Below are 17,834 nucleotides of genomic sequence, written 5' to 3'. Positions count from 1 at the left end.
AGAAAATAGCCGAACGTTTCGTGAACTAGTTCACGCATTGAAAACGTTATCAAGCAAAACTTGATTTGCGGCAATTTGTCACTAGGCTTAGCCGCATTATTGTGTGTTATGATGACAGCGCTTATTTAGGTAGAGCATAAAATATACAAATTACAAGCCCTAATAATACTAAGCAAAATAAAAAATAGAGTATTATTTCAATTGTTTCAGGAGACACGATGTCTAAAAGCACTGGTACCGTTAAGTGGTTTAACGAAAAAAAAGGATTTGGTTTTATTTCCCAAGAATCTGGAGCTGATGTGTTCGTTCACTTCCGCGCGATTCTAGGAACAGGTTTTAAATCACTTGAAGAAGGCCAGAAAGTCGCATTTGACGTTGAAGACGGTCAAAAAGGCCCACAAGCGGCCAATGTTGAAGTTGTTTAAACAACTCTCAAGCGAAGCATAATCGTTGATTCGATTATGCTTTTTATTTACCGAATCAACTTACCTTTGACAAGCAACGCAATTTAACTCATTGAGTCAATATGGCTCCTTTCCTGAGTACCGCTTTATACCCCATCATGCGCTGTTTATACCAATCTGATTCATTACGTGATCAACTTATTGCATAGAATAAATTTGCCGGTAATCAGGTATGAAGTACCGTAACTAGAGGCTCTAATTACAAAATACATAACCCCGTTAGCGGTGATTTAAGCCAGCCACAATGAACAAATAATGAGTTAGATCGCTATGAGGCTCTAAACCTCAACGATCCCCCCCTAAGGCGCCGTTGCTTCGGCTCACCCAATGACACAGAATATATTTTAGCCACCGCATCAGTCGCATTGCTGGCACTGACTTGCTTCGCTAAAGACTGCTCACAACATCAGCGACTAAAGAAAAACCATCCTGCTAGACAAAACCAGCGCAAAACGTCTATATTTGTGTATTCATTCAAATAAGGACAAATCATGCGTGACTTTCTGATTATCGTCCCAGAAGGTGGAATGCTATTTGAATCCACCGGGATCGCCGATCTCTTGCAATGGGCAAATAGATTTCTCACCGATAGTGGCGGCGATATCGCTTATCAAGTCACAATCGCCACCACCCAGTCTCATCATGTTGTGCATGGTTATTCTGGACTCAAGCTACTCGCGAACACACGGCTAATTGACTTAGACCCGACCATCAAGCGCCATACAATTATGGTGACAGGGCGTGGGGGAATTGAACAAGAGCGTAGCATTATTGCCGATTGGTTAAGTCTTGCCGCTCCTAATGCCATACGCACCGCCTCTATTTGCGGAGGAGCGCTACTGCTTGCTCAAGCTGGACTCTTGGAGCATAGAAAGGCGACCACCCACTGGCGCCTAATTAATTTACTGGCAGAACAATACCCCAACGTCAGCGTAGAACGCGGACCAATGTTTGTTCAAGATGGTCCAGTCTGGACCTCGGCCGGAGTGACCGCTGGCTTTGATTTGACCCTAGCAATGATAGAACAAGATTGTGGCTACCACTTGGCAAGAGATGTTGCGCAAGAAATGGTGATGTTTTTACGCTGCCCCGGTGGGCAAGCCCAATTTAGTCGCTATCGCTTACCTGAGACACCCGAGCTTGGTCCAATCCGAGATCTACAAATTTGGATCCAGGAACACCTCAATCATGATCTATCGATAGAACGATTGGCTGACCGAGTCTCGATGAGTCCGCGTAACTTCGCCCGAGTATTTAGCAAGCAAACGGGCATCACCCCCGCAAAATACATTGAAGAAATCCGCTTGAACGCAGCCCGAGACAAACTTGAACAAAGCATGGATAGATTAGAGCGTATCGCCCAAGATACCGGATTGGGTAATAGCCTTAACTTACGACGGGTATTTGAACGGCATCTACAGGTTACGCCAAAAGCCTATCGTGAACGCTTCGCGATCCGCCAACCTTCAGCAGAGAATCTGTCTTAAATTGATTGTTTGTTGTCATTTATGACATCCGCATCCATATTAAAATTTTCCTCAATAACACTGATGAGGAAATAGTTATGCTAAAAGTGGGCATTAACGGCTTTGGCCGTATTGGACGCAATGTTCTTCGCGCAACCTTAAACAATGATCGGATTCAAGTCGTCGCAATTAACGATTTAACCGATAGCCATACCTTGGTACATCTACTTAAATACGACTCTTTAATGGGAGTACTTGCGGCCGATGTTGAAAACAACGATGAAACAATTTGGGTCAATGGCCAAGCCATTCGTGTATTCAATGAACGCGAGCCCGCGCAGATCCCCTGGGAGCGCTGTGACGTAGACATTGTGATTGAAGCCACAGGTTTATTCACTGACAAGTCGCAAGCCGAAAAGCATATTCAATTTGGTAAAGCCAAACGAGTGATTATTTCAGCCCCATCCAAAAATGATGCACTCACCGTTGTGATGGGCATTAACCACCAGTTGTATGATCCAAGTCAGCATTTTGTGGTAAGTAACGGGAGTTGTACCACTAATGGATTAGCCCCTGCAGCTCAGGTTCTGCATCAAACCTTTGGAATTGAACACGGTTTAATGAATACCACTCACGCTTATACTGCGAGCCAAGCGCTGCATGATCAGCCCGAAAAAGATCTACGTGGCGCACGGGCGGCGGCGTTATCCATTGTGCCCTATTCAAGCGGCGCAGCGAAAGCGATTGGCCGGGTTATTCCAGAATTAGACGGTAAACTTAATGGTTACTCACTTCGCGTGCCAGTTCCAGTCGTTTCCATCGTCGACTTGTCGGTAACATTAAAAACCGAGGTCACAGTAGAACAAGTTAATACCGCATTTAAACAGGCAGCGCAAAACAGGCCGCTAAAAGGGATCCTCGGTTATAGTGAAGAGCCTTTAGTCTCAAGTGACTATCAAGGTGATCCTCGATCTTCAATTATCGATGGCCTCTCAACTTTAGTGATTGGTGGCAATTTAGTTAAGATCCTCGCTTGGTATGATAATGAGTGGGGATTCTCTAATCGCCTTGTTGACTTGGCTCTTTGGATGGAAAAACGAGGCTTATAAGCCTTCATACAATAGCAATGCAGCACCATCATGCGCTGCATTGCCGCTTAAAAAGCGGTAGGTATTGGGTTGATTGAATGCCGCAGCATAAGCCCACATATTTTATCATTCAGTTGACTCTAGAATGATATAGGTGAAAATAGGCTCAATCAGCACAATGTTCAGGAGCAAGTATCACGTGAGTGGCAGCGTTCGTCATATCGAACAGCAGTTTTGGTGCAGTCAACAGCTTCCTCATCTCGAGGTAAGAACAACCTACAACAGCACGCAAGGCTACAAAGCCCATAGCCATTCAGCATTGTCTATTGGCTTGATTGAAGTCGGAACCACTTGCCTATCGATAAAAGATAAAAAAATATTTTTAAATCAAGGTGATATGGTTCTGATTCAACCACATGCGGTTCACGCTTGTAACCCTGTCAATGGCAACGCTCGTAGCTACCACATGCTCTATGTCGATGAAAGCTGGTGCTGTGAAGCACTCTCGGCATTATACCAGCGTCAAGTTGATCAAATCACATGTACCCATATTCGACTCACTGATCTGAAAATCGCAAACGAGCTTTCTTTTTTAATAAATACTTTATTAAAAAAGACCAATAAAACCAAAAACAACGCTTCGCATATAGATTCACTATTATTTGATATTCTAAATCTCTACTGTGCGCCTATATTCAATAAAACTGACAACAACTTGGCACTTCAAATTAAGCAACATTTACTAAATAACATGGTTTCTCCGCCTTCGAACCACGATATATCTCAACAACTAGGCTGTTCAACAGAGTCTGTCATTCGCAACTTCAAGCGCTGCTTCGGTATTACGCCAAAATCGTTTCTCAATAATAGTCGGATTGAGAAGGCCAAATACCTCTTAAAATCAGGAGTAAATATTATCGATGTCGCAAGCGAAGTGGGCTATTCGGATCAAAGCCAACTGCATCGAGCTTTTGTGAACTACACCGCTTCCACACCACGCCAATATCAGCAGTTAAAGTCATTTTTCGACAATAAATCCTGACTCAATCAACCTATAGTTCGATGATTCATTAGCTATAGGTCACTTTTATCATGTTAAGTACTCTTTTACCGACCGCTTTTCCTGCGCTGGCTCTTGCCCATTTCGTTGCCTTGTTAAGCCCGGGGCAAGATTTCTTTCTGATTATTGGTCACTCCGTGAGACATAAACTGAAAGGAAGTAAATACATCTGTGTCGGTGTCGCGGCTGGAAACGCAATTTACATTGCAATCGCCATCATCGGATGGACCAGCATCCGAGACTCCCCTCAAATTTTTTCTGTTGTCGAAACCCTCGGCGCTATCTATCTATTGTGGATAGGATCCAAACTGCTCCGCAGTCAAAAAAGTGATGCCGTTCTCAAAACCAAGGAACAGAGCCTTCCTACGGTTAGTAAACAATTAGTGCTAGGGATTAACTCGGCGCTGTTAAACCCCAAAAACGCGCTATTTTATATGAGCTTAATGACGGTTATTCTGGGCAGCGAGGTCACCCTGACCCAGCAAATCTGCTCCGGTATCTGGATGGTTTTCGCGGTGTTTATCTGGGATCTTTTAGTTGCCTCAATGATAGGTCAACAGAGAGTCCAAACTTATTTAAAACGAAGCATTCACATTATAGAAAGATTCGCTGGCGGCATTCTGATCGTATTTGGAATTGCTCTGTTCATCTGAACCTTCTGAGTTCGAGAGGATCAAACGGATAGCTCCTACAAAGTAAACCGGCAATGGACAGCAATTTGATGACCTGTCATCGGGTCACCAAATGAAGGGCGATACTCACTTTCCCCTAAACCATAACGGCCAGTTGAGGCGATATCCACCACAATTAACAGGTCTTAAATAAGCGAGCCATAGCTTCACTTATATGAAAATGAATACACATAATATTTCGATTGATGAGTTAAATTAAGGTCAACCAAAGAGCGGTTGACCATTGCGCGGCGAAAATACATCAGGAAATGCGACAATCATGGACCGAGACTGAATCCGCGACACAAGCGGTGTTTACTCGCGCAACCTTTTTCACAAGATCGCAGTACGGCTGCTGATACACCAATGAAATATCTGGTACATAGCGTATGACTATTGGGAAAGCTTTGCTGCAGAAAAATTTGATACGATGGCGGATTCACAATAGGCCTACTCAGCTTGCATCAATTGATTCAAGGCCCCCTCAATATATCAAAACGATATGATTTATTTTTTCAACGGGGGAGCTTCAACGGTATCTGCTACATATCAAGTATCTAGCCGCTAATTTTTCTACCAGAGTTGTTCTCAAACCACGACTTCGTTCGCACCTTCACTGGAAAGTGTGAGTACATAACAGCCTCCATTAATGCTTGTTAGATGTAAGGCAGAGCGATTATCGAGACATTAATAGCGCTAAAATTTAGCCCTTATCGAAGCCTCCTCAATCAAGCCCTAGTGCATAAATAGCCATATCAAACGGCTAACCGCTGCAGCTCTAGGGCCAATCCTACAAATCCAGAAACCCACGTGACGATGCAAATAACATGGGTAAAGGATTGCCCCCGAGTTAAGGGCGAACAGGTTCAGAGTTTAAGTCAATTCGATAAATTGCAAAACCTGCCATCGCATCAACAGCGCTAAGTTTTTCCATCTTACGTTGCTGATTTTCGGCCACAAATTGGTCAGCGAGTTCACTATCTTGAGTCTCAAAACGCACATCTAAGGTGACATCCGTCGTAATGGTTTTAAAATCCCAATTGTAATCCGCTGTTGGATCAACCATGCCGTTGTAAGTACCGGAGGCATTAGGCTGTGACTGCTCAGAAATATAAGCGGCTAATACTTCACGATTAGTATCTGGTAACTCTAATACGACATGTTCAGAACCGGTTCCCGCAAAAACGCCAGCAAACGCTCGATAGTTATTAGATGCAACTAAAAATTCTTTGTTGGCAAGTGCTTGACCAGTAATCACCACACCTTTTTCATCGGTATAGCTTAACTCGACAATCCGGCTGGCCGTCGCATTGACCAGTGCACAGTGACTGTCAAACTTGCTCGGTTGCGTGACATCAATTTTATATCTTAAGCCATCAATAACATCGAAATTATAAGTCGGGTGGCCCTCACGATTAATCAGGTTTTGCGGTGTGCTAATAGTTGGGTCGATTTGATTAAATTGATTGGCACTGCACTCCAGCCAGTCTTTTAACTCCGCCCCTGTGGCTTTAAGTACCACCATGGTATTGGGATATACATACAAGTCAGCCGCATTACTATAAGAAAGTGGCCCTTTAGGGACCATAACAAACTGACTCGCATCCCCTTCTTGGTAGCGACCACCTGCTTTAAATGGTGCAGCGGCAGACAAAATAGGCAGCCCACTAAGCTCATCAGGCAACTTGGCTTTTACACCCGCAATTTGCGCTAACGACACAATCTGCACCGATGGGTCGTCTTGCACCAAGCTTAAAAAGCTAAACATATTTGAAGCCGCCACACCAATCGGCTGGCTCACAAAATCGATTGTGGCTTGGTGCTCTACCGCCACCGCATCCCGAATACTCTGTTCACCACGAACTAACGCAACCTTATTGGCATTATCATAAACGGGACGAGCCTCAGCTTGCGATTCAGAATGATGAATCAGCCACTTACCATTTTGCTTGGTGAGCTTTAAATCGACAATCCCAATGTTATCGCCCCAGCGCCCCGGCATAACTGCCGGAATACCGTTCAATAAACCTCTCTCAATATCGGTATTTGGCAGGTCACGATAGCGTTCGGCTGGAAATACCGAATGACTGTGTCCAAACATAATCGCGTCAATCCCTGCCACTGAGGTTAAGGCAAAGGTTGCATTTTCAGCCTGTGGATCACCAGGGTTTTCGCTAGAACCGATACCGGAATGAGGGATTGCAATAATTAAGTCTGCCCTCGCCGCTTGCATTGCTGGCACAAACTGTTTAGCCGCTTGAGTAATACCAAGTACTGCTATTTCGCCACTTAAATTGGTTTTGTCCCATTGCAGAATTTGTGGTGGTACAAAGCCAATATAACCAATATTCACAGTGTGCAGATTACCTTGGGTATCGCGTACCGAAGTCTGCTGAATGAGATAGGGATTAAACAGATTTTCGCCAAATTCAACATTTCCCCAACAGCCATTTTTATTCGCACAAATAACGTTTGCGTTAATATAAGGAAAATTGGCACCCGCGATGGCCTTCTCTAAAAATGATAAACCATAGTTGAACTCGTGATTACCAATATTGCCCACCACATAATTTAATGTATTCATCGCCTTATATGCGGGATGTGTATCGCTTAAACCAACGCTGGCAATGTAATCCCCCATTGGACTACCTTGCAATAAATCCCCATTATCGACCAACACCGCATTGCTTACTTCTTGGCGTGCCGCACTAATTAAACTCGCCGCACGCGCTAAACCAATGCTTGGATCCTGTTTATGAGTGTAGTAATTAAAATCCATAATATTGGTATGTAAATCTGTGGTTTCTATAATTCTCAAGTCCACATTAACCGCAGAGGTGTGACTGTCGTCGCTGGAGCTACATCCGCATAAGCCAAGAGAAACTGCTATCGCAACAATTATTCGTTTATTATTCAGCACATTTAATCCTTTAAATCTTTGACTCATGAGTACCACTAATACTAAGAGCATCAACAAGGTAAGTATATAAATTAAAAGTCAAAACATTAAAAATATCAGAGTATAAGATCCCAAACTCAATTCGATTTACCAGCACTCGTTGCCACTAACGCCAAGCGGCGCTTAACTCTCCGAATAAAAACTACCAAACACCCACTAAAAGATGTATTTTAAATGCATCTTTATATATCTCAAATTTTGGGTGCGTAGCATGCAAATCACTCGCTATACCGACTACTCCCTTCGCCTACTCATTTACTTAGCGGTCAATAAAGATCGACTCTGTACCATCCAAGAAATCGCCCAAAGCTACGACATTTCCAAGAACCATCTGATGAAGATTGTTCAGCAACTGAATGCTAAAGGTCACTTATTGGCCGTCCGCGGAAAAAATGGCGGTCTTAAATTAAATCGTCAAACGAATCAAATTGGCATCGGTAGCCTAGTTCGGGAAATGGAAGATAACAGCAAGCTGGTCGAATGTTTTGGCGAAAATAATCGTTGTGTCATTACTCCGAGTTGCCAATTGAAGAATATTTTTGCCGAAGCTCAAGAGAATTTTTTCAAAACCTTGGATGCATATACCTTAGCGGATTTACTTGGCGTCAATAACCAATATCAACTGACGACGCTTTTAAATCGAGATTCTAGAACCAGTTAAATCTTTCACTAATCATATACCCAATCGATCTTCAATTGAGAGCCTAACGATGATCATGATTTCAGATCCCAAAAATAACAAGCCAAGGCAAGCACAAACAGGGGCGTTTTTAGAACTTGCGTTTCGCCCATTTTTCCTCCTCGCCTCCCTGTTCAGTATCCTCAGTTTACTGCTATGGAACGGATTCTTCACTGGCGATGTGACATTACATGTTTATGGCGGTCCCTTATGGTGGCATATGCATGAAATGCTATTCGGTTTTGTGGCTGCAATTATTATTGGTTTTTTATTAACGGCGGTTCAAACTTGGACCCAAATACGCAGTTTAAATAGCACCGGATTGCTACTTTTAGTTGCGGTTTGGATGATTGCCAGGGGGTTATTTTTGCTGCCAAATAGTGTACCACATTGGCTGATTGCACTGCTTGATATTGCTTTTTTACCGTTAGCCACAGCTGCACTGGCTTACCCAATTATAAAAGCTAGATTGTGGCGTAATTTGATATTTATCCCCATATTATTGCTGATGAGCATTGCCAATATCAGCATGCATAGCAAAGTCATCACACCACTTGAGCCATTCATCGATAATTCCAGCACGCTGATGGTGTTATTAGTCACCTTAGTGATGAGCATTATGGGCGGACGCGTATTCCCTATGTTCACTGCAAACGGCACCCAAACAGCGCGCGTGGAGCCAATTGCTTACTTAGAAAAAGTGGTTATTGGCAGCACCTTGTTAGCCTTAATCAGCAGCCTACCATTTATCAAACTCCCTTCGACATTGAGCGCTTCAATATTTTTTATCGCCAGCGCTGCACATGCAGTGCGGGTATTTCGCTGGAAAATATGGGTAACCATCAAAACGCCATTAGTTTGGAGTTTACACATCAGTTACTGGTGCATTGCGCTCGGCTTATTCATCTACGGTTTATCAGAAGTGTCTACCATGGTAAATCATTCCCAAGCGATCCACACCTTAACCGTTGGCGCGATGGCCACCATGATCCTATCCATGATTTCGCGTGTTTCTTTAGGCCATACGGGTAGAAAAATTGAGGTTGGAAGAATCATGACGTTCGGATTGATCGCAATCATTCTATGCTTTGTGACTCGCGTCTTTTTGGGGTACTTTTTAAGTGATTATCGGTATGTCATTTCCATCGCGGTTGGCTTTTGGGTGATTGGCTATGGTTGTTTCGTCACACTTTACTTCCCTATTTTAAGCAAACCTCGGCAGGCGTAAGTCTCGACGAAAACAGCGGCCATAAGGATTGAATTAAGCGACTATTATGATACAACTTCAGGCTCATGATAAACGTAAATATCCCCAGTGCTGTATTAATAGCCATCCCAAAATTTCACAATGAGAATCGGCGAAGATTTATCACAGGCGGTGTCAGAGGATCACCATACCAGTCTGTAAGTAACGGTTCGCAGGGATGGATATGTTACCAACAAAATTGCTCTCAAATTGACCTGTTGAATACAGGGCTCATAAGCGCGCATTCATCGCTATTCCAAATACAAATTATTTGCTGATGGATGCGATTTAAATCTTCAAATTAAAAATTTCAAAACTATATTTCAAGCACAAGCCAGATAAATAAATCGCCCTTCAACAAAATATCAGTTACAAAGCAATGTAGTTCAATAAATTATAGATGAAAAATCTAAAGACATCAGGATTTGGAAACAACCATATATTCACTCGCTGATTCCCATTGAACAAGCGGCTATGTTATTCAAAAATTGGCGCTATAATGCTGCCATTAAGCAGTATAAGGTTTGGTAAAAGTGAGAAATCCAAAAGCAGCAACTTGGATAAGTTTATATTTTTCAGGTTTATTTTTCGTATGGGGGATCTTTTTACCATTCTGGGCCTTATGGTTAGAAGGTGAAGGCTTAAACCCTAGTGAAATTGGGCTGTTGATTGGATTTAGCATGGTCGCCCGCTTTGTTGGCAACGTGGTACTGATGCCACGCATAAAATCGGCTAATCACCTACTACCAGGGATCCGTTGGATCAGCTTTGCCAGCATTTTAGTGGTCACTTGCCTGTTTTATTTAAAGGGCTATATTTGGCTCACAATACTCACCTTGGCCGCTAACTTTTTCATTGCTACCTTAATCCCGCTTGGAGATGCAGCCGCAACCAAATGGGTCAATCAGCTCAAGCTTGACTATGGTCGGGTTCGCGTATTCGGTTCCATTGCTTTTGTTATCTCGTCCACCATCATCGGCAACGCACTTGGTTATTTTTCTCATTCCTTAATTTTATATGCCACCGCAGGCTCACTGTTGGTGCTGTGGGGGATCTCACTATTATCTCCTGCCGAAAAACTGTTAGAACCAGCAACCAGTAGCAACCCCCATGCAGGGCGTTTATGGCCCGTATTGAAACAAAAACATGCCTTACGATTTATCGCTGTGACCACTTTGATTCAAAGCTCCCATGCCGCCTACTATGCCTATGGAACGCTATATTGGAAAAGCATTGATTATTCAGAATCAACCATCGGTTACCTCTGGTCGATTGGTGTCATTTTTGAAATGAGCATTCTCATCTTTGGTAGCCGCTGGTTTCGCCGTTGGGATGCAAGAAGCATGTTGTTATTTGCTGCAATAGGCGGCGTTATCCGTTGGGGCTTATTGGGCAGCGCAGAATTACTACCGATGATGATGTTATCGCAAACGATGCATGCATTAACCTTTGCCTTAACTCAACTAGCAGCAATTAAATACATCGGGAGTGAAGCCCCCAAAGAACAAGCGATCCCCTTACAGGCACTGTATTCGGCGATAGCCTTAAATATGGGGACCGCGTTGCTAATTTTCTTATGCAGCGCCTTATACGCTCCCTTAGGAAGTGGCATATTCTTGATTATGGCGAGTTTAACTGCACTGGCAATCCCCATCCTGTTGGTCAAAGTCAAAGCCAGCCCATCAGCACACTAAGCTTGCAAAATGTGGCGCTTATCCGCCACAACATGAACAAAATTTAATCCATCTCTGCACCAACTTTTGCTAGATTGAATCACAGTCACATGGTTTAGCCAATGGGCGTGGCTTCAAGCGACAACTTGAAAAAGCCGCATATGCCCCGATATATTGAATAAGTTGAGTGTGTTTTGCGAGATCCCTTGACTAAAAAACAATCTCTCGTACTTTGGTTAACAGAAGCACTTGGGATGTATTGGCTTAGTCGATTAAGCTTCACTGCTGTTGTTCAAGTAAACGCTTTAGGCATAAACCTGACAAATAAGCTAAGCCGAATATTCGCCCATGAACGGTTGCCACTAAATTTATGAATCATTCTCGATTATCGAACATCAAAACCAAAGCCGACGACTTAGCCAAGCTCAGTATGGATAAACACTTACGACTTGCCGTCACGGGCCTCAGTGGTGCCGGTAAAACAGCATTTATTACTTCTTTGGTAAACCAATTATTATTAGGGGCAGAAAATCATCAACTGCCACTATGGAAACTGGCTCGTGAACATGGTTTTTTAGGGGCAAAACGCAGCCCTCAGCCACATCTCCACTTAGCAAGTTTCGACTATCAAGGTGGCTTAGCTGCGCTGCAAAGCCAACCCCCGAGCTGGCCCAAACCAACTCATGGCGTGAGTGAAATTCGTCTAAAATTACGCTATAAACCGCAATCCGTCATTTGGCGAAAATTGAGTCACACCGCCAATCTAACACTAGACATTGTCGACTATCCCGGCGAGTGGCTACTTGATTTACCACTGCTCAATATGAACTATCAGCAGTGGTGCGAACATATAAATACAGGCTTACAAGACTCACGTAAGGCTAAGCTCGCCGAGCACTGGCAACAACAGGCGGCCCACTTAGATGTAAACGCCACAGCTAACGAAACACAAGTCGCAGATATCGCTGCGGCCTATACCCAATATTTACATGACTGCAAAAGCCAATTGGGGATGCACCACATTCAACCCGGCCGTTTCGTATTGCCCGCCGAGCTCGCGGGCGCGCCAGTCTTAGCTTTTTTCCCCATTCAGCCTGATTTAGCGAGTACAAAGGTGCAAGTTAAAAACAGCAACTTGGCTTTACTAACGGAACGCTTTGAGTACTACAAAGAACATGTGGTGAAACGGTTTTACCAACAGCATTTTATTAAGTTTGATCGGCAAATTGTATTGGTGGATTGTCTCAGCCCACTTAACAACGGTCACGATAGCTTCTGCGACATGCAGTTAGCCATTAATCAAATACTGCACAGTTTTAATTACGGGCAATCAAGCCTGTTACGCCGCCTATTTTCACCGAAGATCGACAAACTGTTGTTTGCTGCCAGCAAGGCAGACCATGTCACACCAGAGCAACATACTCGTTTAGTGAGCTTGCTTAGCGAAGTAGTTGCCGACGGGAAACGCCATGTTAAATTTGAGGGGATCGACACCGAAACGATGGCCTTAGCCTCAATTAAAGCGACTCAGGCTGGTACTGCCAAGCTCAATGGTGTCAACATTGCGGCAATTAAAGGGATCTTACAAAGCGATCAAGCGACTCAAAAGACTACCATGCTATTTCCCGGTGAAGTCCCCAACCGTTTACCGAAACAACAGTTTTGGCAAAACCAAGGATTTGAGTTTAGTCCCTTTCAACCTCCGGCCTGTTCACCTTACACGGCACTGCCACATATTCGACTCGACCAAGCCATTGAATTTCTATTAGGAGACAAGTTTCGATGAATCCGTCAATCAAACCCCGACAGGTGCTCGATGCCGAGTCCCAGGCCAAAATACTAGACCCTTTAGCCAAGCAAGACAGTAATGAGCAACTGGCAGCAAAACAAGTTATCGACGACCAACAACAATGGCAGGAAGCCCCAGATCTGGAGCCCATAAAATTGGAACTACAGAGTAAAAAGAGCAATGGTTGGCTAAAATATGGGGTGGGTGCCGCCTTGGCAATGGGCATCGGCGAACTAACATTAAGTTTATTCGAACTGTGGCAAAGCTCTCCGATCCGAGCAGGGATCTATTCAGCAATCAGCGGCACCATTGTGCTTGCACTGCTATCAATGTTCATCAAAGAACTGGCAAATTTAAGACGACTTAAAAAATACCAAAAACAACACCAACAAGGGGAACTGCTACTGCAGGGGCAAGGCCGTGGCAACGCCCAGTTTTACTGTGAAAAACTGGCAAAACTACAGGGCTTAAACGACAGCCAAGAGTACCTCACTTGGCAAAACTGGCTAAATGAAAACCACAGTGATGCCGAGGTTGTCAGCCTATACAGTGAAACGGTATTAAAACCACTCGATGACCGCGCTAAACAAGCGATTAGCCAATGGTCTGGTGAAGCCGCGGTATTGGTGGCCATTAGCCCACTGGCAATAGTCGACATGTTGATTATTTTTTGGCGAAACATCAAAATGATTGAAGCTGTCGCAAAAATTTACGGTGTAGAACTTGGCTATTTTAGCCGCATCAAACTCATCAAATCGGTATTTGTAAACATGATTTACGCGGCAACCAGTGAAGTCATCACCGACCTCGGTAGCGACCTATTGGGTGCAGAACTCACCGCCAAGTTATCCAGCAAAGCCGCTCAAGGCATTGGCGCCGGGCTACTCACGGCTCGTCTGGGTTTTAAAACCATGGAACAATGTCGGCCGGTGCCATGGACGCTAAACAATAAACCTAAAACCAAACAACTCAAAAACCTACTGCTAAGAAAATTACGCAACAAACTGTCAATCTAAACCCCTAGATAAGCAATTGTTTTACCGTCGATTCGGGTTCAAGATAAAAACATACTTATTGCTACAAGCACGCTGAAACTGCTGATACAAATCAAATTCCCCAGCATTTGATCTGCTACAATATTCGCCAGAAATCAAAGATAAACAGCTATAAATTACAGATAGTTAAGCAAGTTAAACCGAGATTACTCTTGCCTTAAGAAGACGAACTATGATACTCATTGCTTCATGTTTAGACATGACTAATATAGTTTTCGGCTTGTTGGTTGTGTTATCAGCTCGCCACAAAACGGCGTGAGAGAGCCAAGGATAACACGCTGCGAATCATGCATTAAATCAGTCTAAGCGTCTCAATAATTTTATTGAGAGATTAGGATATTAATCAATCAAGTGATCACTTGTAAGTAGTTGACATACTCTGCAGCAGTTTGACTTAAAGGTCACTCTATCTTCAAAAAGGAATTGTGCTGGCCAAGGAGTAACAGGGAGAAACAATGGAATATTCTTGGTTATTAATCGCCTCGTTCTTAGTCTTTATCATGCAAGCTGGTTTTTTATGTTTAGAGACAGGAAAAATCCGCAGTAAAAACAGCATTAACGTCGCCGCCAAAAACATTGCTGATTTCATCATCGCCTCCCTAATTTACTGGATCTTCGGCTTTGCACTGATGTTTGGCGACACTAGCTATGGCCTACTCGGCAGTAGTGAGTTTTTCTTTGGCGACACCCAAAGCCCCTACCAAATCAGTTTCTTTCTTTTTCAAACCATGTTCTGTGGTACCGCCGCAACGCTACTCTCCGGTGCGGTGGCCGAACGAATGTCTTTTATTGGCTACTTATCTATTTCGGTGGTACTCAGCGCGGTGATCTATCCCATCGCCGGACATTGGGCTTGGTCTTCGGCCTATATAGCCGGAAACCAAGGTTGGCTAGAACAAATTGGATTTGTCGACTTTGCAGGCTCCACTGTGGTGCATTCAGTAGGCGGCTACGTTGCACTCGCAGCCATTATTATCATTGGCCCACGCCTCGGCCGCTTCGATTCTAATCAAACAATGCCTGTTGGAAATAACCTGCCGATGTCGGTTCTGGGCACCTTACTACTGTGGCTTGGCTGGTTTGGTTTCAATGGCGGTAGCACTTTGATAATGAACGAGCATGTCCCCAAAATCATTCTAAATACCTGTTTAGCTGCCGTAGGCGGCGGCTTAGTCAGTTCGCTATGCCATTATCGCGCTCAACGCTTCTTCGATGTAGGCTTTATTATGAATGGCGTAATTGCTGGCTTAGTATCGATTACAGCCGGTTGTCATGTGATGTCTAGCAAGTCGGCGATGTTGATCGGGATTGTTGCTGGCTTGATTTTATATTTCGGCACAATTTGGCTAGAAAAACTGAAAATCGACGATGCGCTAGGGGTTGTTCCCGCGCATTTATTTGCCGGTATTTGGGGCACCTTAGCGGTGGCGCTATTCGGGGACTTACAACTGATAGGCACCGAACTCAGCCGCTCACAGCAACTGTTCGCGCAACTTGTTGGCGTGATCAGCATTGGAGTCTACAGCTTAGGACTTAGTTTTATACTACTGCTGTTAGTCAATCGTTTTCTACCACTACGAGTTTCAGCTAAAGATGAATTGCAAGGCATGAACGTCTCCGAACACCGCGCCTCTACCGAGCTAATCGACCTACTCAATTCTATGGAACGACAGCAGCAGCAAGGTATGTTTTCCACGCCAGTCCCCGTTGAACCTTTTACCGAGGTGGGGCAAATTGCCAATCAATACAATCGAGTGATTGAGCGAGTCAGCGCCGAAATCAACAAGCGTGATGACGCCATTAACAGTTTTAAAGCCAGTGAAAAACGCAAGAGCGCTATCCTCGACTCCTCTATGGACAGTATCGTGACGGTTGATCTAAGTGGCAAAATCATCGAGTTTAATCCCGCAGCCGAAAGGACCTTTGGCTTTTTAAAACCACAAGTCGTGCATAAAAACTTCATCAATTTATTCGTGCTACCAAAGAATCAAGACGAAGTAAGAAAAAGCTTAGCCCATCGCTTCTCAAGCTCACAGGGCTTGCTACGCCATCGTCGAAATTCGCTTACTTTAACCCGCAACTCAGATCATGAGTTTCCAGCAGAAATATCCATCACTGGAGCCAACTTTAATAGCAATACCGAGAATGAATTTACGCTACATATTCGCGATGTCACTCGGCAACTCAAGTTGCAAGACAAGCTACGTCAACTGGCCTATAGCGATCCTCTCACCGGCTTATATAATCGGACCTATTTAATGGAGTCACTGGTTCAAGCCGCTCAGCGCCACGAGCACCAGCCAAGCCAGGTGGTACTATTTTTCATGGATCTGGACCGCTTTAAAAAAATTAACGATACCCTCGGCCACAAAGCTGGCGACCAATTACTCTGTGAAGTTGCAAAACGTCTGATTGATGTCACCCGCACCTCTGATGTCATTGCCCGCTGGGGGGGAGATGAATTTGTGGTCTTATTCACCGATTCCGTCACCATGGAATTGGCACACACTAAAGCCAACGCCATTCTTAGCTTAATGCGTCAACCAGTGAAGTTAGATGGACGGGTGATTAACATTGCCACCAGCATTGGTATCGCACAGGCCAATTTAACAACCACCAGCGCAGAACAACTCATCCAACATGCCGACATCGCCATGTACTACGCCAAACAACGAGGCCGCGACAACTACCAAGTCTTTGAGGCCGAGATGGCGAGTAAAACCGCCCGTAATTTCGATTATGAACAAGAGATGAAAAAAGGTCTGAAGGCTGGAGAACAATTTCGCATCGTTTATCAACCAAAGGTCACCGCTGATAAGCAAATCGTGGGCTTAGAGGCACTAATGCGCTGGTCTCATCCGCAAGAAGGTCAAATCTCACCTAGCGAATTTATCCCATTGGCTGAGGATTCAGAGCTCGTGATCACCCTCGGTGAATTTGCCATCGCCAAGGTATGCCAGCAACTACAAGCTTGGCGCACTGCTGGCTTCGCAACGGTGCCGGTATCGGTGAATATATCAGGTAGACATTTGGTCTCTGGCCGCTTAGAAGCGTATGCCAGTCATGCCCTTCAACAACATGGCCTCGATGGTTCTGCCTTAGAATTTGAAATCACCGAGGGGGTACTTCTCACCGATATAGAACGTTGTATCGAAGTGATGTCGGCTTTAAAAAAACTGAACATTCAAATTTCTGTCGACGATTTTGGCACTGGTTATTCTTCGCTCAACTACCTGAAACGACTGCCCATTGATGTACTCAAAATTGATCGTTCCTTTGTCGACGAATGCGCCAGCACCGTCGAAGATGGACAAATCTGCTCGACCATTATCAACTTGGCCAACAACCTAGACTTAAGTACCGTGGCAGAAGGCGTGGAAACCGAATCACAACTGGCGTTCTTACACAGTCATGGCTGCGATGTGTACCAAGGCTTTTATTTTTATCACCCGATGCCTGGCGAGGAACTCGACAACTTACTAGAGAAGAATGGCGCAAGCAACAATTCCTCAAGCAAAAAACCAGCTCACTTGGTCTAGCTCAGCAAAAAGGAACGCTAAACATCCTTCAGCTTTAGGCCAAGCAGTTGTAATCATCCTGGTTCTTTGGTTTTTCGAAACAAGCATCACTTGGGCTCGGTGACTCAACACCTAGCGCGCAGCAGATTAATCATTGTTGGCTTTG

Annotated in this window: 12 protein-coding genes; 11 read left to right on the top strand and 1 reads right to left on the bottom strand. The window is 44.3% G+C overall.

Annotated features, from left to right (window positions below; all coding sequences use genetic code 11):
• Nucleotides 1–218 precede the first annotated feature (218 nt).
• The 5 genes from ACRRS0_RS06985 (at nucleotide 219) to ACRRS0_RS06965 (ending at nucleotide 4,731) form a co-directional block, all read left to right on the top strand.
• Nucleotides 219–425 carry a cold-shock protein gene (locus tag ACRRS0_RS06985; RefSeq protein WP_432453917.1) on the top strand — a complete coding sequence of 69 codons (207 nt, stop codon included), beginning with the start codon at nucleotides 219–221 and terminating at the stop codon, nucleotides 423–425.
• 530 nt (nucleotides 426–955) lie between these two features.
• Complete coding sequence (locus ACRRS0_RS06980; RefSeq protein ID WP_432453918.1) at nucleotides 956–1,951, top strand: GlxA family transcriptional regulator; 996 nt, start codon at nucleotides 956–958, stop codon at nucleotides 1,949–1,951.
• 77 nt (nucleotides 1,952–2,028) lie between these two features.
• Nucleotides 2,029–3,039 (top strand): type I glyceraldehyde-3-phosphate dehydrogenase, encoded by a 1,011-nt coding sequence (gene gap / locus ACRRS0_RS06975; protein ID WP_432453919.1) that lies wholly within the window; start codon nucleotides 2,029–2,031, stop codon nucleotides 3,037–3,039.
• A gap of 178 nt (nucleotides 3,040–3,217) precedes the next feature.
• A complete protein-coding gene (locus tag ACRRS0_RS06970; RefSeq protein WP_432453920.1) occupies nucleotides 3,218–4,060 on the top strand; it encodes an AraC family transcriptional regulator in 843 nt (280 codons plus the stop codon).
• A 50-nt stretch (nucleotides 4,061–4,110) separates the two neighbouring features.
• Nucleotides 4,111–4,731 carry a LysE family translocator gene (locus ACRRS0_RS06965; RefSeq protein WP_432453921.1) on the top strand — a complete coding sequence of 207 codons (621 nt, stop codon included), beginning with the start codon at nucleotides 4,111–4,113 and terminating at the stop codon, nucleotides 4,729–4,731.
• 868 nt (nucleotides 4,732–5,599) lie between these two features.
• Here ACRRS0_RS06965 and ACRRS0_RS06960 read toward each other — a convergent pair.
• Complete coding sequence (locus ACRRS0_RS06960; protein WP_432453922.1) at nucleotides 5,600–7,669, bottom strand: bifunctional 2',3'-cyclic-nucleotide 2'-phosphodiesterase/3'-nucleotidase; 2,070 nt, start codon at nucleotides 7,667–7,669, stop codon at nucleotides 5,600–5,602.
• Between the two features lie 250 nt (nucleotides 7,670–7,919).
• On the opposite strand from ACRRS0_RS06960, the gene ACRRS0_RS06955 reads away from it, so the two are divergent.
• The 6 genes from ACRRS0_RS06955 (at nucleotide 7,920) to amt (ending at nucleotide 17,689) form a co-directional block, all read left to right on the top strand.
• Entirely contained in the window at nucleotides 7,920–8,369 is a 450-nt protein-coding gene (locus tag ACRRS0_RS06955) for an RrF2 family transcriptional regulator (protein WP_432453923.1), read from the top strand.
• 49 nt (nucleotides 8,370–8,418) lie between these two features.
• The gene (locus tag ACRRS0_RS06950; protein ID WP_432453924.1) at nucleotides 8,419–9,615 is read left to right on the top strand and encodes an NnrS family protein; all 1,197 of its coding nucleotides are present in this window, start codon (nucleotides 8,419–8,421) and stop codon (nucleotides 9,613–9,615) included.
• Nucleotides 9,616–10,166: 551 nt separating this feature from the next.
• The gene (locus tag ACRRS0_RS06945; RefSeq protein WP_432453925.1) at nucleotides 10,167–11,327 is read left to right on the top strand and encodes a 3-phenylpropionate MFS transporter; all 1,161 of its coding nucleotides are present in this window, start codon (nucleotides 10,167–10,169) and stop codon (nucleotides 11,325–11,327) included.
• A 349-nt stretch (nucleotides 11,328–11,676) separates the two neighbouring features.
• Nucleotides 11,677–13,092 carry a YcjX family protein gene (locus ACRRS0_RS06940; RefSeq protein ID WP_432453926.1) on the top strand — a complete coding sequence of 472 codons (1,416 nt, stop codon included), beginning with the start codon at nucleotides 11,677–11,679 and terminating at the stop codon, nucleotides 13,090–13,092.
• A complete protein-coding gene (locus ACRRS0_RS06935) occupies nucleotides 13,089–14,111 on the top strand; it encodes a YcjF family protein (RefSeq protein WP_432453927.1) in 1,023 nt (340 codons plus the stop codon). The genes ACRRS0_RS06940 and ACRRS0_RS06935 overlap by 4 nt, the downstream gene beginning before the upstream one ends.
• A 494-nt stretch (nucleotides 14,112–14,605) precedes the next feature.
• Entirely contained in the window at nucleotides 14,606–17,689 is a 3,084-nt protein-coding gene (gene amt / locus ACRRS0_RS06930) for an ammonium transporter (RefSeq protein ID WP_432453928.1), read from the top strand.
• Nucleotides 17,690–17,834: the final 145 nt, after the last annotated feature.

The sequence above is a fragment of the Agarivorans sp. QJM3NY_29 genome (assembly GCF_050870835.2).
Classification (GTDB): domain Bacteria; phylum Pseudomonadota; class Gammaproteobacteria; order Enterobacterales; family Celerinatantimonadaceae; genus Agarivorans.
This window is presented reverse-complemented; position numbering and strand designations above follow the sequence as displayed.